This window comes from Enterobacter sp. Lyrl_3 (assembly GCF_051948675.1).
Taxonomy (GTDB): Bacteria; Pseudomonadota; Gammaproteobacteria; order Enterobacterales; family Enterobacteriaceae; genus Enterobacter; species Enterobacter cloacae.
On sequence record NZ_JAYJLI010000013.1, the window covers coordinates 70,580 to 90,929 of the forward strand.

The 20,350-nt window shown below is 55.3% G+C and carries 19 protein-coding genes; 10 read left to right on the forward strand and 9 right to left on the reverse strand.

Annotation, left to right across the window (positions count from 1 at the left end):
• Window positions 1-30: 30 nt before the first annotated feature.
• Together VF709_RS19360 and VF709_RS19365 are read right to left on the reverse strand one after the other, a co-directional pair.
• Complete coding sequence (locus VF709_RS19360) at window positions 31-402, reverse strand: type II toxin-antitoxin system VapC family toxin (RefSeq protein WP_080292722.1); 372 nt, start codon at window positions 400-402, stop codon at window positions 31-33.
• A 2-nt stretch (window positions 403-404) separates the two neighbouring features.
• Window positions 405-647, reverse strand: a complete 243-nt coding sequence (locus tag VF709_RS19365) for a ribbon-helix-helix domain-containing protein (RefSeq protein ID WP_020686881.1) — start codon at window positions 645-647, stop codon at window positions 405-407.
• A gap of 199 nt (window positions 648-846) precedes the next feature.
• Between VF709_RS19365 and VF709_RS19370 the strand changes: the two genes are divergently transcribed.
• Window positions 847-1,764: an alpha/beta hydrolase gene (locus VF709_RS19370; protein WP_114519389.1), complete on the forward strand. Its 918-nt coding sequence runs from the start codon at window positions 847-849 to the stop codon at window positions 1,762-1,764.
• 12 nt (window positions 1,765-1,776) lie between these two features.
• Here VF709_RS19370 and fabY read toward each other — a convergent pair whose 3' ends face one another.
• The 6 genes from fabY to VF709_RS19400 form a co-directional block, all read right to left on the reverse strand.
• Complete coding sequence (fabY, locus tag VF709_RS19375; protein WP_013099362.1) at window positions 1,777-2,718, reverse strand: fatty acid biosynthesis protein FabY; 942 nt, start codon at window positions 2,716-2,718, stop codon at window positions 1,777-1,779.
• A gap of 44 nt (window positions 2,719-2,762) precedes the next feature.
• The gene (gene dtd, locus VF709_RS19380; RefSeq protein WP_013099363.1) at window positions 2,763-3,200 is read right to left on the reverse strand and encodes a D-aminoacyl-tRNA deacylase; all 438 of its coding nucleotides are present in this window, start codon (window positions 3,198-3,200) and stop codon (window positions 2,763-2,765) included.
• Window positions 3,197-4,078, reverse strand: a complete 882-nt coding sequence (locus tag VF709_RS19385; RefSeq protein ID WP_013099364.1) for a virulence factor BrkB family protein — start codon at window positions 4,076-4,078, stop codon at window positions 3,197-3,199. Before VF709_RS19385 ends, dtd begins: the two co-directional genes overlap by 4 nt.
• Window positions 4,072-4,671: a glucose-1-phosphatase gene (yihX, locus tag VF709_RS19390; protein WP_013099365.1), complete on the reverse strand. Its 600-nt coding sequence runs from the start codon at window positions 4,669-4,671 to the stop codon at window positions 4,072-4,074. The genes VF709_RS19385 and yihX overlap by 7 nt, the downstream gene beginning before the upstream one ends.
• A gap of 119 nt (window positions 4,672-4,790) precedes the next feature.
• Entirely contained in the window at window positions 4,791-5,591 is an 801-nt protein-coding gene (locus VF709_RS19395; protein WP_020686879.1) for a DeoR/GlpR family DNA-binding transcription regulator, read from the reverse strand.
• A 34-nt stretch (window positions 5,592-5,625) separates the two neighbouring features.
• Window positions 5,626-6,522, reverse strand: coding sequence for a sugar kinase (locus tag VF709_RS19400; RefSeq protein ID WP_044159133.1), 897 nt, complete (start codon window positions 6,520-6,522; stop codon window positions 5,626-5,628).
• A 155-nt stretch (window positions 6,523-6,677) separates the two neighbouring features.
• Here VF709_RS19400 and yihU point away from each other — a divergent pair, with 155 nt between their 5' ends.
• The 7 genes from yihU (at window position 6,678) to ompL (ending at window position 15,415) form a co-directional block, all read left to right on the forward strand.
• Entirely contained in the window at window positions 6,678-7,568 is an 891-nt protein-coding gene (gene yihU, locus VF709_RS19405; RefSeq protein ID WP_013099368.1) for a sulfolactaldehyde 3-reductase, read from the forward strand.
• A gap of 17 nt (window positions 7,569-7,585) precedes the next feature.
• The gene (gene yihT, locus VF709_RS19410) at window positions 7,586-8,461 is read left to right on the forward strand and encodes a sulfofructosephosphate aldolase (protein ID WP_149896927.1); all 876 of its coding nucleotides are present in this window, start codon (window positions 7,586-7,588) and stop codon (window positions 8,459-8,461) included.
• A gap of 14 nt (window positions 8,462-8,475) precedes the next feature.
• Entirely contained in the window at window positions 8,476-9,717 is a 1,242-nt protein-coding gene (yihS, locus tag VF709_RS19415) for a sulfoquinovose isomerase (RefSeq protein WP_013099370.1), read from the forward strand.
• A gap of 17 nt (window positions 9,718-9,734) precedes the next feature.
• Entirely contained in the window at window positions 9,735-11,759 is a 2,025-nt protein-coding gene (locus tag VF709_RS19420; protein ID WP_149896926.1) for an alpha-glucosidase, read from the forward strand.
• Window positions 11,760-11,804: 45 nt separating this feature from the next.
• Window positions 11,805-13,187 carry an MFS transporter gene (locus tag VF709_RS19425; RefSeq protein ID WP_013099372.1) on the forward strand — a complete coding sequence of 461 codons (1,383 nt, stop codon included), beginning with the start codon at window positions 11,805-11,807 and terminating at the stop codon, window positions 13,185-13,187.
• A 42-nt stretch (window positions 13,188-13,229) separates the two neighbouring features.
• A complete protein-coding gene (locus VF709_RS19430) occupies window positions 13,230-14,654 on the forward strand; it encodes an MFS transporter (protein ID WP_044159142.1) in 1,425 nt (474 codons plus the stop codon).
• A 74-nt stretch (window positions 14,655-14,728) separates the two neighbouring features.
• Entirely contained in the window at window positions 14,729-15,415 is a 687-nt protein-coding gene (ompL, locus tag VF709_RS19435) for a porin OmpL (RefSeq protein WP_013099374.1), read from the forward strand.
• An 80-nt stretch (window positions 15,416-15,495) separates the two neighbouring features.
• Here ompL and typA read toward each other — a convergent pair whose 3' ends face one another.
• Window positions 15,496-17,319 (reverse strand): ribosome-dependent GTPase TypA, encoded by a 1,824-nt coding sequence (typA, locus tag VF709_RS19440; RefSeq protein WP_013099375.1) that lies wholly within the window; start codon window positions 17,317-17,319, stop codon window positions 15,496-15,498.
• 386 nt (window positions 17,320-17,705) lie between these two features.
• On the opposite strand from typA, the gene glnA reads away from it, so the two are divergent.
• Both glnA and glnL read left to right on the forward strand, forming a co-directional pair.
• A complete protein-coding gene (glnA, locus tag VF709_RS19445) occupies window positions 17,706-19,115 on the forward strand; it encodes a glutamate--ammonia ligase (protein WP_013099376.1) in 1,410 nt (469 codons plus the stop codon).
• 185 nt (window positions 19,116-19,300) lie between these two features.
• On the forward strand, window positions 19,301-20,350 hold the full coding sequence (gene glnL / locus VF709_RS19450) for a nitrogen regulation protein NR(II) (RefSeq protein ID WP_008501857.1): 1,050 nt from the start codon (window positions 19,301-19,303) through the stop codon (window positions 20,348-20,350).

A 20,350-nucleotide genomic window follows, 5' to 3' on the forward strand; every position in this document is an offset into this window, starting at 1 on the left:
ATAGTGCCGGGCGGCGCAAGCTTGCCCGGCCTACAGTTGATAAGGCGTAACGACCTCATCAATACCCGAAAAATCTTTTGTATTTCGAGAAATCAACGGACATTTTCTGCTCTGGGCTGTGGCCAGAATGATGGCATCAGGCAGTTTCATTCCATGCTTTTCACGCAGTAAAACGCTTCTTTCCGCGATATCCCGAGACACATCAATAATTTCGAAAGCGCCCATCACGGCTGCCGTTTTCGCTTCATGACCATGCCTGCGTGCGCCCACCATCACCTCCATCCAGGTAATTAAGCTAATGGCTCGATGTGACGCGGCATGATCAATCGCATCCGCAGCTTCGACACGGTTGTTGAAGAGATCAATGAGAATATTGGTATCAAACACGGCCATATTATTCACGATCACCATTCCTCACGCAGCTTACGTTCATACTCCAGTCCGTCTTCTTTCTTGTCTCCCCACAAGCCAAGCGCAGCGCGGATAACAGACGAACTCTGCTGGTCGAGATACAGCTCTATCGCCTCCCGTAGCAGCTCAGCGCGCGGCTGATTTCGCAGTTGCTTGAGGTTATCTAGCCGTTGAATAACGTCATCAGATAAATCGATCAGTATTCTGCCCATATCCAGTTCCGCCAAAACACTCATATATCACCTTAGTATATCATCTGCGGTTAATTTTCAGGCAAAATACACCTTATCAATTTAGGGTTAAAGGGCATTTTTTCGAGAGTAATCAATTTTGCGAGCCGCTTTCCATATCGTTCGCATCCTCAGATTTCGCTGTTTTCATCTGCACTAAATCAGGCTATAAATCTGTATATACATACAGCAAAAGGACATCACCATGGCACTGGAAAAGGGTATTGATAAGCTTGTGCAGGATTTTATCGCTGCAGGCCGACCTGGCGCGCGTAAGCAGAGTATTGATGACCGGAGAGCCGGATATGTAGCCAGCACTGTACTTGCCGGCGAGACCGAAACCCGCGTGCAGGTTGAAACGCTTGTCATTGATGGCCTTACCTTTCGGGTATTCTCGCCTCTCAATGTCGCTGAAACGTTACCTTGTGCCCTCTACTACCATGGCGGTTGTTTTGTCAGCGGTGGGTTTGCAACCCATGACAATCAGCTCCGCCAGCTGGCGTTTTACGGTCAGTGTCGGGTGATTGCGGTTCAGTACAGGCTGGCACCGGAGCATACCTTCCCCGCTGCACATGATGATGCAGAGAGAGCGGCGGAGCTTGTCTGGCAACATGCAGAAAAAGTCGGCGTGGATAAAAACCGCATCACGCTTTGTGGTGACAGTGCAGGCGGCCATCTGGCGCTGGTCACCGCGCTACGGCTCAAGGCTAAAACACAGTGGAATCCGGCCCAGCTTATCCTTATCTACCCTATGCTCGACGCCACAGCCAGCTTTGCAAGCTACACCCATAATGGGCAGGACTACGTTATCACGCGCGATACGCTGCTGAGTGGTTATGACATGTACCTGGCAGAGACAGACCGCCGGGACCCTGAAGCCAGCCCACTCTGGCGGGATGATTTCAACGGCCTGCCGCCGGTACATATTATTACCGCCGAGTACGATCCGCTATGCGACGAGGGTCAGGCGCTTTATCAACATATGACAGAACAAGGGGTTATTTGCACAGCGCAACATTGGCTGGGTGTCATCCACGGCTTCTTCCAGCTTGGCGGCGTCAGTCCATCAGCGCGAGACGTTCTTCGGGACATCGCCTGGCGGATCAACTCCGCCCGGCGATAACATCGGGGAACCTTACTCCTCCTCGTTCCCGCCCTCTTCATACGCGCCAAACGGCTTCGCAGGCAGAACGATATAGGTACCTTCAAACACCGCGCCTGGGGTTTCATCGCCAAAGAGTTCAACCTGCATCTGTACACGGGCTTTGCGGCCGCGCGCCAGGCGGTCGAGATCGCCCCCCAAAGAGCCGAGATCGGCCACGGCGCTCGGTTTGCCGCTTATGGGGGCGCTGTAGCGAATATGGGCATCAGCCAGAATGATCGTGCCGCCAAGGTGGCGTTCACGCAGCATCAGCCAGATAAGCCCCCAGCCGGTGAGCGTGGCGAGCGAAAACAGGCTGCCGGCAAATAGCGTGTGGTGTGGGTTCTGGTTGCCGGTTTCCGGCATGGTGGTAATGAATTTTTGCCCGGTGTACTGCTGAATACGCACCCCCATCTTTTCACTGAGAGGGATGTGCTGATACCAGGCCTGCTGAAGCTGTCCGCACCAGTCCGCGCGGTGGAGAATATCATCCAGCGTGGCGATGGGTTTAATCATCAAAAAGTGGCGAATCGGCGTGGTTTGCGGGGTCGTAATTTCCCCCTGATTAACAAAACCGAGTTTGGCGAAGAACTCAACGGCATCTTCGCGGGCGCTACAGGTCACGCGCTTAACGCCTTCCTGACGGGCCACGGACTCCAGGGTCATGGCCATCAACGTACCTAACCCTTTGTCCTGCACGGAGGGATGGACCGCCATAAAACGAATAGAGGCTTCGTTATCGGCATTAATATACAGACGCCCGACGGCAACGAGGTTACCCTCTTCGTCCATCACCATCTGATGATGTGCCATGGCGTCCCAGGCGTCGCGTTCAGACCCTTTAGGCTGATGTAATGGCTTGCGCAGCATTTCCCAGCGGAACTGGTAATAGGCTTCTAACTCTTCTTCCGTTTGCGGTACTCGAAGGTGATACATAGCTGTACTCTCTCTTGTTACCCGCGGCCACGCCGCCAGTTGGCTCATACCTGGAGCCAGAATGTGACGGGGCCATCGTTCACCAGCGATACCTGCATATCTGCAGCAAATCGTCCGGTTTGCGTATTCATTTCCTGTTGGCGACAACGCTCAACAAAGTACTCGTAAAGCGCTTCTGCCCGATCCGGGGCCGCACCTTTTGAGAAACTCGGGCGCATGCCGCGTTCGGTATCGGCGGCCAGCGTAAACTGGGAAACCACCAGCACGCTTCCGCCCGATTGCTGGACGTTAAGGTTCATCTTGCCTTCCGCATCACTGAAGATACGGTAGCCCAGCACGCGTTCACATAAGCGGTTGGCTTTTTGTTCGTCGTCATCCTTTTCGACACCTAACAACACTAAAAGTCCTGGGCCAATTTCACCCGTCACCTCTCCCTCCACGGTGACGCTGGCACGGGTTACGCGCTGTATCAATGCAATCATGGTTGGTCTGCTTCTTGTTGTTTTTCAGCTTCTGCTGCTTTTTTAAGTTCGCGGTATACGCCGAGAGTGACAGTTATTTCCGCACCAAGCAAGACGATACACCAGGTCCAGTAAACCCAGACAAACAAAATGGGGATCACCGCCAGTACGCCGTAAATGAGCTGATAGGAGGGGAACATGGTGATGTAAAGGGCAAACCCCTTTTTGCCCAGTTCGAAGAGTACCGCTGCCACCAGTGCGCCAACAACCGCATCACGGTTCGGCACGCGCGTGGTCGGCACCACACTGTAGAGCAGCCAGAAAGAGAGCCACGATAAAATCAGCGGGAAGATACGCAACACGTTATCAATGGCACCGTTGAGATCGCTGGCCCAGCGCAGGGAGAGCAGATAGGAGCTAATCGCCAGGCTCGCCCCCGCCAGCAGCGGGCCGAGAGTTAAAATCATCCAGTAAACAGCAAAGGAGTAGACCTTCGGGCGGACTTTTTTACTCCGCCAGATTGTATTAAGCGCACTGTCGATGGAGTACATCAGCAGCAGCGCGGTGACGATAAGCCCGCACGCCCCCACTGCCGTCATCTTGCTGGAGTTTGCGACAAACTGTTCAATGTAGTTCTGGATCACATCGCCAGTGGCAGGAATAAAATTCGCAAAGACGAAGTGACGCAGCTGCAGGCTGACCTCTGCAAACATGGGAAAAGCGGAAAAAAGGGCAAAAATAACCGCCACCAGCGGTACCAGGGAGAGCAACGACACGTAGGCGAGGTTACCGGCCAGCGTGGTCATGTTGTCCTCATCAATACGGTGCCAGAGGAGTTTTAGCCAGGCCCTGAGCGGGCGAGTATGGTGCGTGGCTTTTTGATGAACGGTTTTTAGCATAACTGCTTCGCAAAGTAGTTCGGTATCGTCTCTTTTCCGGTCACCAGAATTGACGTAATACCCAACTGGTTAGCTCCCTCTATATTATCGGCATTGTCATCGAAAAAGACCGCATCGGACGCGGAGAATCCTTCCGCTTGCAGTACCGCCTGATAAATTCGCGCTTCGGGTTTACGCATCCCCATCTCCTGCGAGAGGTAGATTTTATCTGCTGCAGCCTTAACTTCTGGGTATTCCTCTGGCCAGAACGTGGTGTGCAGGCGGTTGGTGTTCGACAGCACGACAACCCGGTGACCCTGCTCGCGAAGTTTATGCATGATGTCGATAACCTCAGGGCGGATTGCGACAAATACAGCCTGCCAGCCGTGGGAGAACTGTTCGTAGCTTAACGGCAGATCCATTTCATGGCACAGACGTTCAGCAAACACTTCGTCGCTGATCTCACCCCGTTCATGCTGATGGAATGTCTCGCCCATGGCGAAACTCTGTTTTAACGTCGCCAGCGGGACACGGCTAAAATCGCTCCATGCGCCCAGCACCCGATTGAAATCGATATCGACGATTACATTTCCTAAGTCAAAGATATAAAGCATGTTTATCTCCTGCTCGCCGTGGAAAAGTAACTGTAGCGGGAAAGATAAGGTTTGGCTATGCGCCAGATTCAGCTTAAAGAAAGGAACGGCCCGAAGGGATTTTCGGGCCGTCAGAAAGGTTATCCAGCCTGCTGCTCGTCGCCTGTGCTGACTTCGACAACTTCTACCTTGCTGAATTTGAGATGATTATGTAGCGCAGAGCCGGGCAGTTCATCGGTAAAGAGCGCCGTTGCCTGCGCCACGTTGCCAATTTCCACGGCGGCAGAGGCGGTGTATTTCGTATGATCGGCCGCCAGTAAAATATGTCTGGCGTGAGCCATCATCGTTTTCACCACGCTGGCTTCATTAACGTCAAACTCCATCATCGCGCCGTCGTGTTCAATCGCCCCCACGCTGGTCACCAGATAATCCGCCCGAAAGCCAGACACGAACGCCGTCGCCGCCGGACCGATAATGCCGCCGTTATGTGGACGCAGCGTACCGCCGGGCACCATCACCTCAAAACGCGGATTTTTATAAAGGATGTGTGCCACCCGCAGACTGTTAGTGATGATACGCAGATGGTTATGGTTGAGCAGTGCACGGGCCACGTGCTCCACGGTCGTGCCAATGGTGATGAAAATAGTCGAACCATCAGGAATATAGTCTGCAATCGCTTCGGCAATCGCCCGCTTCTCTTCAGTCAGCGACACTTCGCGCTGCTCAAAGGCCGTGTTCACCACGCTGGATGCCCTGCCCGCACCGCCATGATGTCGCGTAATCAGTCCCTGTTCGCTCAACTTGCGGATATCCCGGCGCACGGTTTGCGTCGAGACGTCCAGCAGCTGCGCCAGTTCATCAATGTTCATATATCCGCGATCGGCTATCAGCGTCAGCAGCTGATCGTGACGCGGGTTGCCGGTCAGTTCGGTAAGGCTCATAGGCTGTCCTCTGAAAACCATCACGCCCCGCATTTTATACAAAAAGTGACAAAAAAGAGCGGGTTTGATCACAGTCGGGTATACCTGCGCGACCGCCGGGCTGAGTACATTTCAGCGCGGCGACGGCGCTGGCGAAACGCACGGCTTGCGCTGGAGATAACCGTTGCGCCAGGCTGACCGCCAGGGCACCGTGGAAAACATCCCCCGCCCCGGTGGTATCAACCACCTCGACCTCAAAACCCGGCTGATGGCACTGGACACCGTTCTCCAGCCAAAAGCAGCCGTCCCGGCCCTGCGTGACATAGACATGTCCATTTGTGAGCGTTTGTGCTTTTTTAAGCGCACCTTCCGTTTCCTCAAGATGGCTTACCCGACGCAGCCCCGGCGCGGAAAAGGCAGCATGATCGCTGAGGGCGATAAGTTCCGCGATGTCCTGAGGGGTTGTGTCCGCATCGAGCAACGTGGGGACGCCTTGCTGGCGGGCAAGGGTAAACGCCTGCTTCGCCCCTTCATGCCAGCGCACATCGGCTAAAACAATGTCCCATTGCGAGAAGTCGATGCCCTGCAGCCAGTCTGCCGCAGCGGGAAGATCGGGGCTGGGATAGTTCGCGATGATGCGTTCCCCGTTGCCGTCCACCAGCACCGCCGATTGTGACGAGCGGGCATCTTTCACTATGCGCGTGTAGCGGGTGTTCACCCCCAGGGATTCCAGCTCCGCAAGCAGCCTTCTGCCGGTATCGTCGTCACCCACCCGGCCAATAAAATCCACGGATGCCCCCAGTTTTGCCGCCGCCACCGCCGCAGTTGCCGCCGGGCCGCCGCCCACTTCCGTATAGTCTTTTGCGACATATTTCCCACCTTCTTTTGGTAAATCATCGAGATACCAGATGCGATCCAGCACGGTAATGCCGACACAAACGATGCGAGTCATGGTGCTTCCTTCTGCAATTTCTGATGCCTTCATTTTAATTTCATCAAATGTTTAAAAAGTGACCCCTGTCAATTTTTTGACTATAAATTACAAATACGATCAAAAACAGACAACATAAACGCGCAAAAATTGACACGATATGACAGGAGAGAGGCATGTCAGCAATCGCATTTATCGGTTTAGGGCAGATGGGCGCGCCAATGGCGAAGAATCTGTTGAAGCAAGGTCACCAGCTTCAGGTCTTTGATGTGAACCCGCAGGCGGTTCAGATCCTGGTGGAGAGCGGCGCGAAGGCGGCGGCAACGCCCGCGCAGGCCGCAACGGATGCCGAGTTCGTCATTACCATGCTGCCCAACGGCGACCTGGTGCGCAGCGTGTTGTTTGGCGAACATGGCGTTTGCGAAGGCTTATCTCGCGACGCGCTGGTGATCGATATGTCGACCATTCATCCCCTGCAAACCGACGCGTTGATCCGCGACATGGCCGGGCGTGGCTTCAGCCTGATGGACGTACCTGTCGGGCGCACCTCAGACCATGCCATCGCCGGCACGCTGCTCCTGCTGGCTGGCGGCACGGCCGAGCAGGTTGAGCGCGCCACCCCCGTGTTAATGGCGATGGGCAATGAGCTGATTAACGCCGGCGGGCCGGGCATGGGCATCCGCGTGAAGCTTATCAATAACTACATGAGCATTGCGCTAAACGCCTTGTCCGCCGAGGCGGCCGTGCTGTGTGAAGCGCTCGGCCTCTCCTTTGAAGTGGCGCTCAAGGTCATGAGCGGCACGCCTGCAGGTAAAGGCCATTTCACCACCTCCTGGCCGAACAAGGTGCTGAAAGGTGATCTTTCACCCGCCTTCATGATCGACCTTGCACATAAAGATCTGGGGATCGCCCTGGACGTGGCCAACCAGCTCCACGTTCCGATGCCGCTGGGCGCGGCTTCCCGCGAAGTTTACAACCAGGCACGCGCCGCCGGGCGCGGGCGCGAAGACTGGACAGCCATTCTTGAACAGGTTCGCGCATCTGCCGGGCTGAAAAAATCACACTGATACGAAAGGACTGAGGAATGACGATGTACACCCTGAAAGATATCACCCGACCTTCCGGCGGTTTTGCGATGCTGGCCGTCGATCAGCGCGAAGCGATGCGCCTGATGTTTGCCGCAGCAGGTGCGCCGGTGCCGGTCACTGACCAGCATCTGACGGATTTTAAGGTCAGTGCGGCGAAAATTCTGTCGCCGTACGCCTCTGCCATTCTCGTCGACCAGCAGTTCTGCTATCGCCAGATTGTGGAGCAGCAGGCCATAGCTAAAAGCTGCGCGCTGATTGTGGCGGCCGACGAGTTTATTCCAGGGAACGGTATTCCCGTCGACAGCGTGACGATCGACAAGAACGTCGACGCGCAGGCGGTCAAACGCGATGGCGGCAAGGCGCTGAAATTACTGGTGCTGTGGCGTAGCGATGAAGACGCGCAGCAGCGTCTTGAGATGGTGAAAGCATTTAACTCCCTGTGCCACGACAACGGCCTGCTGAGCATTATCGAGCCGGTGGTGCGTCCACCGCGTCGCGGCGCCGGGTTTAACCGCGAACAGGCGATTATCGATGCGACCAAAGAGCTGGGTGACAGCGGTGCGGACCTCTACAAAGTGGAGATGCCGCTGTTGGGTAAAGGCACTCAGCAGCAACTGCTGGCGGCCTCGCAGAAGCTGAACGAGCACATCGCCATGCCGTGGGTGATCCTCTCCTCCGGCGTGGACGAAAAATTATTCCCGCGCGCCGTGAGCGTTGCCATGCAGGCGGGGGCATCAGGCTTTTTAGCCGGTCGCGCCGTCTGGTCATCGGTGATTGGCCTGCCGGACACCGGGCTGATGCTTCGCGATATTTCCGTACCTAAACTGCAGCGCCTGGGTGAGATCGTCGACGAAATGATGGCTCGCCGTTAAGAAAGGACCCGAACATGAAATGGTTTAACACCCTGAGCCATAACCGCTGGCTCGAACAAGAGACCGACCGCATTCTTGATTTCGGTAAAAACGCAGCCGTACCGACCGGCTTCGGCTGGCTGGGCAATAACGGGCAGGTTCGCAGCGATATGGGCACGCATCTGTGGATCACCGCCCGTATGCTGCACGTTTACGCGGTGGCGGCGAACATGGGTCGTCCCGGTGCGTATGCCCTGGTTGAGCACGGCATTAATGCCCTGAACGGCCCGCTGCGCGACAAACAGTACGGCGGCTGGTACGCCTGTGTTAACGATGAAGGCGTGGTGGATGCCTCCAAGCAGGGTTATCAGCACTTCTTCGTGCTGCTGGGCGCGGCGAGCGCCGTCACCACCGGACACCCGCAGGCGCGCAGGCTGCTGGACGACGCCATTGAGGTGATTGAGCGCTACTTCTGGAGCGAACAGGAGCAGATGTGCCTGGAGTCCTGGGATGAAGCGTTCAGCAAAACGGAAGATTACCGCGGCGGTAACGCCAACATGCACGCCGTGGAAGCCTTCCTCATCGTGTATGACGTAACCCACGATCGTAAATGGCTCGACCGCGCGCTGCGCATCGCCTCAGTGATTATTCACGACGTGGCGCGCAAAGGTGAGTATCGCGTTAACGAGCATTTCGATACCAACTGGAACCCGATCCGCGACTACAACATCGATAATCCCGCCCACCGTTTTCGCGCCTACGGCGGCACACCAGGGCACTGGATTGAGTGGGGCCGCCTGATGCTGCACCTGCGTGCCGCGCTGGAAGCCCGCTTCGAAACCCCACCGGCGTGGCTGCTGGAAGACGCAAAAGGACTGTTCCACGCCACCATCCGCGATGCCTGGGCGCCAGACGGAGCCGATGGGTTCGTCTACTCCGTTGGCTGGGACGGCAAGCCTATCGTGCGCGAACGCGTGCGCTGGCCGATCGTCGAGGCGATGGGCACTGCGTATGCGCTCTACACCGTAACCGGCGAGGCGCAGTACGAAGCCTGGTATCAGAAATGGTGGGATTACTGCATCAAATACCTGATGGATTACGAGAACGGATCCTGGTGGCAGGAGCTGGACACCAACAACGAAGTGACCACCAAAGTCTGGGACGGCAAGCAGGATATTTACCACCTGCTGCACTGCCTGGTGATCCCCCGCCTGCCGCTGGCTCCGGGCTTAGCCCCTGCCGTAGCCGCCGGATTACTGGATAGCCAGGCCAAATAATAAAGACGGAGTTTTCTATGCGTACCCTACACAATATTGATCTGAAAAATAACGAACATGGCTTCACCCTGCGCTGGCAGGACCGTCTGATTTTATCCCACTCCACCGATGAACCTTGCCTGTGGATCGGCGCGGGCGTTGCCGATATCGATATGTTTCGCGGCAACTTCAGCATCAAAGACAAGCTCAACGAAAAAATCGCCCTGACGGACGCGACCGTTACACAGCAAAGCGCAGGCTGGGCGATCCGCTTTACCCGTGGCGATGCGGTGAGCGCGACGCTGCTGGTGGGTGTGGATGCGGAAGGCCGTCTGGAACTGAAGCTGAAAAATGATGCCACCTGTCACAACCGCATCTGGCTGCGGCTGGCGGCCCAGCCTGAAGATCATATCTACGGCTGCGGCGAACAGTTCTCGTACTTTGATCTGCGCGGCAAGCCATTCCCGCTGTGGACCAGCGAACAGGGGGTGGGCCGCAATAAGCAGACCTACGTGACCTGGCAGGCCGACTGCAAAGAGAATGCGGGCGGCAATTATTACTGGACCTTCTTCCCCCAGCCTACCTTCGTGAGCACCCAGAAGTACTACTGCCACGTGGATAACAGCTGCTACATGAACTTCGACTTCAGCGCGCCGGATTTCCACGAACTGGCGTTCTGGGAAGATAACGCCACGCTGCGCTTCGAATGTGCAGAAACCTACGTCGATCTGCTGGAAAAACTCACCGGCCTGCTGGGGCGTCAGCCGGAGCTGCCGGACTGGGTTTACGACGGCGTGACGCTGGGCATTCAGGGCGGCACCGGGGTGTGTCAGCACAAGCTCGACGTCATGCGTCAGGGCGGGGTGAAGGTGAACGGCATCTGGGCGCAGGACTGGTCCGGCATCCGCATGACCTCCTTTGGCAAACGCGTGATGTGGAACTGGAAGTGGAACAGCGAGCTGTATCCGCAGCTTAATGAGCGTATTGCACAGTGGAAACAGGAAGGCGTGCAGTTCCTCTCTTATATCAACCCGTACGTCGCCAGCGACAAAGATCTCTGTGAAGAGGCGGCAAAACGCGGCTATCTGACCAAAAATGCCGACGGCAAGGACTACCACGTCGAGTTTGGCGAGTTTTACGCGGGCGTCATCGACCTGACCAACCCGGAAGCCTACGGCTGGTACAAAGAGGTGATCAAAAAGAACCTGATCGAACTGGGCTGCAGTGGCTGGATGGCCGATTTTGGCGAATATCTGCCAACCGATACCTTCCTGCACAACGGCGTCAGCGCGGAGATCATGCATAACGCCTGGCCTGCCCTGTGGGCCAAATGTAACTACGAGGCGCTGGAAGAGACCGGCAAGCTCGGCGAGATCCTGTTCTTCATGCGCGCGGGTTATACCGGCAGCCAGAAGCACTCGGTGATGATGTGGGCGGGAGATCAGAACGTCGACTGGAGCCTGGACGACGGTCTGGCGTCCGTCGTACCTGCTGCGCTGTCTCTGGCGATGACCGGTCACGGGCTACACCACAGCGACATCGGCGGCTATACCACCCTGTTCGAGATGAAACGCACCAAAGAGCTGTTGCTGCGCTGGTGCGACTTCAGCGCCTTTACGCCGATGATGCGTACCCACGAAGGTAACCGCCCAGGTGACAACTGGCAGTTCGACGGCGACGCCGAAACCATCGCGCACTTTGCACGTATGACCACCGTGTTCACCACCCTGAAGCCGTACATCAAAGCTGCGGTTGCGCAGAACGCGAAAAGTGGCCTGCCGGTGATGCGCCCGTTGTTCCTGCATTATGAAGACGACGCGCGCGCCTACACGCTGAAATACCAGTACCTGTTTGGCCGCGATCTGCTGGTGGCACCGGTTCATGAAGAGGGCCGCCACGACTGGACGCTCTATCTGCCGCAGGACAACTGGGTGAATGTGTGGACGGGTGAAACCTGCCAGGGCGGTGAGGTGACCGTTGCTGCCCCGCTCGGCAAACCGCCGGTTTTCTATCGCCAGCAAAGCGAATGGGCAGATCTGTTTAATACCTTACGTCATATCTGATAAGGCTCGCCCGCGGGGAAACCTGCGGGCAGACGGAGAACAATAATGAGTCAACATACTTCTGATCCGGCAACCCTACGCCTGCCGTTTAAAGAAAAACTCGCCTACGGGATGGGCGATCTCGGCTCTAACATCCTGCTGGATATCGGCACGCTGTATCTGCTGAAGTTTTATACCGACGTGCTGGGCCTGCCGGGTACCTACGGCGGGATTATCTTCCTGATTGCCAAATTCTTTACCGCTTTCACCGATATGGGCACCGGGATCATGCTCGACTCCCGGCGCAACATCGGCCCGAAAGGGAAATTCCGCCCGTTCGTGCTGTATGCCGCCTTCCCGGTGACCTTGCTGGCGATTGCCAACTTCGTCGGCACGCCGTTTGAAATCACCGGTAAAACAGTGATGGCAACGGTGCTGTTCATGCTGTACGGCCTGTTCTTCAGCATGATGAACTGCTCTTACGGCGCGATGGTGCCCGCCATCACCAAAAACCCGGACGAGCGCGCCTCGCTGGCCGCCTGGCGTCAGGGCGGCGCCACGCTTGGCCTGCTGCTCTGTACCGTCGGTTTTGTCCCGGTAATGAACCTGATTGAGGGCAACGATCAGCTTGGCTATATCTTTGCCGCCACGCTTTTCTCGCTGTTCGGGCTGTTCTTTATGTGGTGGTGCTACAAAGGCGTGACCGAGCGTTACGTCGAGACGCAGCCTGCTCATCCGGCGCAAAAACCGGGGCTGTTGCAGTCGTTTCGCGCCATTGCCGGAAACCGTCCGCTGTTTATCCTGTGCATCGCCAACCTCTGCACGCTGGGTGCCTTTAACGTCAAACTCGCCATCCAGGTTTACTACACGCAGTACGTGCTGAACGACCCGATCCTGCTGTCTTACATGGGTTTCTTCAGCATGGGCTGTATTTTTATCGGCGTCTTTATGATGCCCGGCGCGGTGCGGCGCTTCGGCAAGAAAAAAGTCTATATCGGCGGGCTGATGGTTTGGGTGGCGGGCGATCTGCTCAACTACTTCTTCGGCGGCGGCTCGGTGAGCTTTGTGGCGTTCTCCTGCCTGGCCTTCTTCGGCTCCGCGTTCGTGAACAGCCTGAACTGGGCGTTGGTATCCGATACCGTGGAATACGGCGAGTGGCGCACCGGCGTGCGATCTGAAGGAACGGTTTACACCGGCTTTACCTTCTTCAGAAAGGTATCTCAGGCACTGGCGGGCTTCTTCCCGGGGATCATGCTCACGCAAATTGGCTATGTGCCCAACGTGGTGCAATCCGCCGGAACGGTTGAAGGACTGCGGCAGCTGATTTTTATCTATCCGAGCCTGCTGGCGGTCATCACCATTGTGGCGATGGGCTGTTTCTACAATCTCAACGAGAAGATGTATGTGCGCATCGTGGAAGAGATCGAACTGCGTAAACGTACGGCATAAATGACGAGAGAGAGCGCCCTGCGGGCGCTCTGAGGATCGACCATGACACATAACACTGATCCGTTAACCCTGAAATTGAGCCTGCGAGAGAAGTGCGCCTACGGGATGGGCGATTTTGGCTCGAATCTGATGCTGTGTATTGGCACGCTGTATCTGCTGAAGTTTTACACCGACGAACTGGGCATGCCCGCCTTCTATGGCGGCATTATTTTCCTGGTAGCGAAGTTTTTTACCGCGTTCACCGACATGCTGACCGGCGTGCTGCTGGACTCCCGGCGTAACATCGGCGCGAAGGGAAAATTCCGGCCATTCATTCTTTATGCCTCCGTCCCGGTGGCGCTGGTCGCGACGGCGCAGTTTATGGCCAACGACTTTAGCCTGACGGTGAAAACGGCGCTCGCCACCGTGCTCTTCATGATGTTTGGCCTCTGCTATAGCCTGATGAACTGCGCCTACGGTGCGATGGTACCGGCCATTACCAAAAACCCGAACGAGCGCGCACAGCTTGCGGCGTGGCGTCAGGGCGGCGCAACCGTGGGGCTGTTGCTCTGCACCGTCGGCTTTATGCCCATTCAGGCGCTGTTCGTCAGCCAGCCCTCCCTCGGCTATCTGGTGGCGGCGCTGGTGTTCGTCACCGGTGGCCTGTTCTGCATGTGGTGGTGCTACAGCGGCGTGAAAGAGCGCTACGTGGAGCTTACGCCCGATCACCATAAGCCCGGCATTCTGAAATCATTCTGCGCGATTTTCCGCAATCCGCCGCTGCTGGTGCTGTGTATCGCCAACCTGTGTACCCTTGCCGCGTTTAACATCAAGCTGGCGATTCAGGTCTATTACACCCAGTACGTGCTAAACGATCTGCATTTGCTGTCGTGGATGGGCTTTTTCAGCATGGGATGCATTCTGATTGGCGTGTTTCTGGTGCCCGGCGCGGTGAAGCGCTTTGGCAAAAAACCGGTCTATCTGGGCGGGCTGGCGCTGTGGGCGGTGGGCGACGTGCTGAACTTCTTCTGGGGGACCAGTTCCCTGCTGTTCGTGCTGTTTTCCTGCATGGCGTTTTTCGGCACGGCGTTTGTGAACAGCCTGAACTGGGCACTGGTACCGGATACCGTTGATTACGGCGAGTGGAAAACAGGCATTCGTGCTGAAGGGTCGGTTTATACCGGCTATACCTTCTCACGCAAAATCTCTGCCGCCCTCGCCGGTTTTCTGCCTGGCATCATGCTGACCCAGATTGGCTACGTTCCCCATGCGGTGCAGAGCGCTGGCACGCTACTTGGCCTGCGTCAGCTTATTTTCCTCTGGCCGTGCGGCCTGGCCGTCGTTGCCGCCGTAACCATGGGGCTGTTTTATAAACTCAACGAAGCGCGCTTCGCCTTTATTATCGAGGAGATTGGAAAACGGAAAAAACAAACCGCGAATACCCCTGAGATAACCACCAACAATAAAGCGTCAGCAGTCACTTTATAACAATAAAACCGGCCACTATGTCCTTCCTGTTCATCAGGAGGGAGGCCTTTCTGTACCTGATACATGGACAAATTATGAAAAGAATCATTACTGTACTGATCGTGTCGTCTGTGTCCTGCCCGGTATTCGCCGGGGCTTATGTCGAAACCCGCGAAGCATACAATACGGCCTCTGAGCTGCACGAGGTGATCCTGCGTGCAGGCTATAACTTCGATATGGGCGCGGGGCTGATGTTCACCAATGCCTATAACGTGGGGAAATGGGATGAGCTTAAGCACAGCTATAACGAAATAGAGGGGTGGTATCCGCTCTTTAAACCCACCGACAAGCTCACCTTCCAGCCCGGCGGATTGATTAACGACAGCAGCGCAGGATCGGGTGGTGCGGTCTATTTAGATACCAATTATAAATTTACGGACGGGTTCAACCTGACGTTCCGCTATCGCTATAACCATAACAATTACGATACGCCGGACTATAACGGGCAGATGGATAAGAACGATACGCACGAGTTTGCTAACTACTGGAATTTCAAAGTGACGGATGCGTTTTTTTATACCTTTGAACCGCACTTTTTCCAGCGGGTGAATGATTACCACAGCAAAAATGGCAAAGATCATCACTGGGAAATTACCAATAAATTCAGCTACAAGATCGACAAAAACTGGCTGCCATATCTTGAACTGCAGTGGCTGGACAGATGGAATGATTACAACCGGGAGCAGTACCGGATTCGCCTGGGATTGCGGTATTCGTTCTAATAAAAAAAAGCCGCTGAGCAATCAGCGGCTTTTTACTGCCGGGCGGCGCATGCGCTTACCCGGCTAACGGATTGACCGTATTACTCTTCTTTCGCACCGCGCATTGCACGTTTACGATCGTTCTCGGTCAGGTGACGTTTACGGATACGGATAGACAGTGGAGTCACTTCTACCAGTTCGTCGTCATCGATGAATTCCAGAGCCTGCTCCAGCGTCATCTTGATCGGTGGAACCAGAACCGTTGCTTCGTCAGTACCGGACGCACGCATGTTGGTCAGTTTCTTACCGGTCAGGCAGTTTACCGTCAGGTCGTTAGAACGACTGTGAATACCAATGATCTGGCCTTCATACACTTCAGCACCGTGACCCAGGAACAGCTTACCGCGATCCTGCAGACCGAACAGCGCAAACGCAACCGCTTTACCCTGACCGTTAGAGATCAGCACGCCGTTGTTACGCTGGCCCACTTCACCCGGACGTACGTCGTCGTAGTGGCTGAAGGTGGAGTACAGCAGACCGGTACCGGAAGTCATGGTCATGAACTCAGAACGGAAGCCGATCAGGCCACGGCTTGGGATCACGTAGTCGAGACGTACGCGGCCTTTGCCATCTGGATTCATGTTTTTCAGGTCGCCTTTACGCTCACCCAGAGCCTGCATCACAGAACCCTGGTGCTGCTCTTCAACGTCCAGCGTTACGTTTTCGAACGGCTCTTGTTTACGGCCGTCGATTTCGCGGAAGATAACTTTCGGACGGGAAACCGCCATCTCGAAACCTTCACGACGCATGTTTTCGATCAGAACAGACAGGTGCAGTTCACCACGACCGGATACGCGGAAGGCATCAGCGTCTTCCGTTTCTTCAACGCGCAGCGCAACGTTGTGCACCAGCTCTTTGTTCAGGCGGTCAAGGATCTGACGAGAGGTAACGAATTTACCTTCTTTACCACAGAACGGAGAGGTGTTGACGTTGAAGAACATGGTTACCGTTGGTTCATCAACAGACAGGGCTGGCAGCGCTTCCACGTTCTGCGGGTCGCAGATGGTGTCAGAGATGTTCAGCTCGCCCAGACCGGTGATCGCGATGATATCACCCGCTTCAGCCAGATCGCTGTCGATACGCTCCAGACCCAGGTGAGTCAGCACTTTGCCCACTTTACCGTTACGGGTTTTGCCTTCGCTATCGATGATAGTAACCTGCTGGTTCGGCTTCACTTTACCGCGTTTGATGCGGCCGATACCGATAACGCCAACGTAGTTGTTGTAGTCCAGCTGGGAGATCTGCATCTGCAGAGGACCATCAAGATCAACATCCGGAGCCGGTACGTGATCGACAATCGCCTGATACAGCGGGGTCATGTCTGCCGCCATATCTTCGTGATCCAGACCCGCAATACCATTCAACGCCGAAGCGTAGATGATAGGGAAGTCCAGCTGCTCGTCGGTCGCGTCAAGGTTCACGAACAGGTCAAACACCTGATCAACAACCCAGTCAGGACGTGCGCCAGGACGGTCAACCTTGTTGATAACAACAATAGGCTTCAGGCCATGGGCAAATGCTTTTTTGGTCACGAAACGCGTTTGCGGCATTGGGCCGTCAAAGGCGTCAACCACCAGCAGCACGGAATCCACCATGGACATCACGCGCTCAACTTCACCACCGAAGTCGGCGTGCCCTGGGGTATCAACGATGTTGATACGGTAGTCATTCCATTTGATAGCGGTGTTTTTCGCGAGGATGGTAATCCCACGCTCTTTCTCCAAATCGTTGGAGTCCATCACACGCTCTTGAGTTTCGGCACGTGCATCAAACGTACCGGATTGCTGCAGCAGCTTATCAACCAGGGTAGTTTTACCATGGTCAACGTGCGCGATGATGGCGATGTTACGCAAATTTTCGATCACAACTTTGCCTCAGGCATTAGAAATAGCGCGTTATTGTACACGGATTAATCGCACTACAAAACAGGATCACAAACATCCCCCGCAAACAAGTATTGCAGAGATGCTTTGTGATCGCTTTCACGGAGCGTAAAAAGGGCACTTTAACGAAAATTGCACCAATATGGTGCTCAGTGTTCACACTGAAGCACTATACTGGTGCAACATAACCATTGTGGTGCAGCACTTTTGCACTATGGTGCGCATGATAACGCCTTTTTGGGGTGTTTTAAAAGTTGGCACAGATTTCGCTTTATAAAAATACGGCAAAAAGATGGCCTCATAGCCACCTTGATAGAAGTTGAAGACCTCGTTACCACGACGACAATGACCAATCTGGAGAGTTAAGTATGTCCGCTGAACACGTTTTGACGATGCTGAACGAACATGAAGTGAAGTTTGTTGATCTGCGCTTCACCGATACTAAAGGTAAAGAACAGCACGTCACTATTCCTGCTCATCAGGTAAACGCCGAATTCTTTGAAGAAGGCAAAATGTTTGACGGCTCCTCCATTGGTGGCTGGAAAGGCATTAACGAATCTGACATGGTTCTGATGCCAGACGCGACCACGGCGGTCATTGATCCGTTCTTCGAAGAGCCAACCCTGATCATCCGTTGCGATATCCTCGAGCCAGGCACGCTGCAGGGCTACGACCGTGACCCACGCTCCATCGCTAAACGTGCAGAAGAGTACCTGCGTTCTACCGGCATCGCAGACACCGTTCTGTTCGGGCCAGAGCCAGAATTCTTCCTGTTCGATGACATTCGTTTCGGTGCCTCTATCTCTGGCTCCCACGTGGCTATCGACGACATCGAAGGTGCATGGAACTCCTCCACCAAATACGAAGGTGGTAACAAAGGTCACCGTCCTGGCGTGAAAGGCGGTTACTTCCCGGTTCCTCCGGTCGATTCTTCACAGGACATCCGTTCCACCATGTGTCTGGTGATGGAAGAGATGGGCCTGGTAGTTGAAGCTCACCACCACGAAGTGGCGACTGCTGGTCAGAACGAAGTGGCAACCCGCTTCAATACCATGACCAAAAAAGCGGACGAAATTCAGATCTACAAATACGTTGTGCACAACGTTGCACACCGTTTCGGTAAAACCGCGACCTTCATGCCAAAACCAATGTTTGGCGACAACGGTTCCGGTATGCACTGCCACATGTCCCTGTCCAAGAACGGTACCAACCTGTTCTCTGGTGACAAATATGCAGGTCTGTCTGAGCAGGCGCTGTACTACATTGGCGGCGTAATCAAACACGCTAAAGCGATCAACGCCCTGGCGAACCCAACCACCAACTCTTACAAGCGTCTGGTCCCAGGCTACGAAGCACCTGTTATGCTGGCTTACTCAGCGCGTAACCGTTCTGCTTCTATCCGTATCCCGGTGGTGGCTTCTCCTAAAGCGCGTCGTATCGAAGTGCGCTTCCCGGATCCAGCAGCTAACCCATACCTGTGCTTCGCAGCACTGCTGATGGCCGGTCTGGACGGTATCAAGAACAAGATCCACCCAGGCGAAGCGATGGACAAAAACCTGTATGACCTGCCGCCAGAAGAAGCGAAAGAGATCCCACAGGTTGCAGGCTCTCTGGAAGAAGCCCTGCAGGCACTGGACGCTGACCGCGAGTTCCTGACTGCGGGTGGCGTGTTCACTGACGACGCTATCGATGCCTACATCGCCCTGCGTACTGAAGAGAACGACCGCGTGCGCATGACTCCGCATCCGGTTGAATTCGAACTGTACTACAGCGTTTAAGTTACAACGGGTTTCGCGCCACCCTTCAGGCGCGGCCCCGAAAGCTTTTTTTTGTTGCCGTGGAAACTTTCAGCCCATCTCCGGATGGGCTTTTTTCTCCACCAACAACCTGATCTCACGCGCTTTTTACGACGAAAAAGCTATACTGCACTAAATTAGTGCAACCAACTCCAGGAGACTGCTGAATGGCAACTGGCACGCTGCCCGATGCTGGGCAGATCCTCAATTCGTTAATTAACAGCATTTTGCTGGTCGACGACGAGCTGGCTGTTCATTACGCCAACCCGGCGGCGCAGCAACTGCTCGCCCAAAGCGCACGCAAACTGTTTGGCACTCCGCTGCCAGAATTATTGAGCTATTTTTCGCTGAACATTGGCCTGATGCAGGAAAGTCTGCAGGCCGGTCAGGGGTTCACCGATAACGAAGTGACGCTGGTGATCGACGGGCGCTCGCATATTTTGTCGCTTACCGCGCAACGTCTTCCTGAAGGGCTGATCCTGCTCGAAATGGCGCCGATGGACAATCAGCGCCGACTGAGCCAGGAGCAACTTCAGCATGCGCAGCAAATTGCTGCCCGCGATCTGGTGCGGGGCCTGGCGCATGAAATCAAAAACCCACTGGGCGGATTACGCGGGGCGGCGCAGCTGTTAACCAAAGCGCTGCCGGACCCTGCGCTGGCGGAGTATACCAACGTCATCATTGAGCAGGCCGATCGTCTGCGTAACCTGGTTGACCGCCTGCTCGGGCCGCAACAGCCGGGTATGCACGTCACCGAAAGCATTCATAAAGTGGCTGAACGGGTGGTGAAGCTCGTCTCAATGGAGCTGCCGGAGAACGTTACGCTGGTGCGTGATTATGACCCCAGCCTGCCGGAACTGGCGCACGATCCGGACCAGATTGAGCAGGTCCTGCTGAATATTGTGCGTAATGCGCTGCAGGCTCTGGGACCGGAAGGCGGCGAAATCATTTTGCGTACCCGTACCGCATTCCAGCTCACCTTGCATGGCGTGCGCTATCGGCTGGCGGCACGCATCGACGTTGAGGACAACGGGCCGGGGATCCCATCTCATCTGCAGGACACCCTGTTCTACCCGATGGTCAGCGGTCGCGAAGGCGGTACCGGGCTGGGATTATCCATTGCCCGCAGTTTGATCGATCAACACTCTGGAAAAATTGAATTTACCAGTTGGCCGGGACATACCGAGTTTTCGGTTTTCCTGCCGATTAAAAAATAA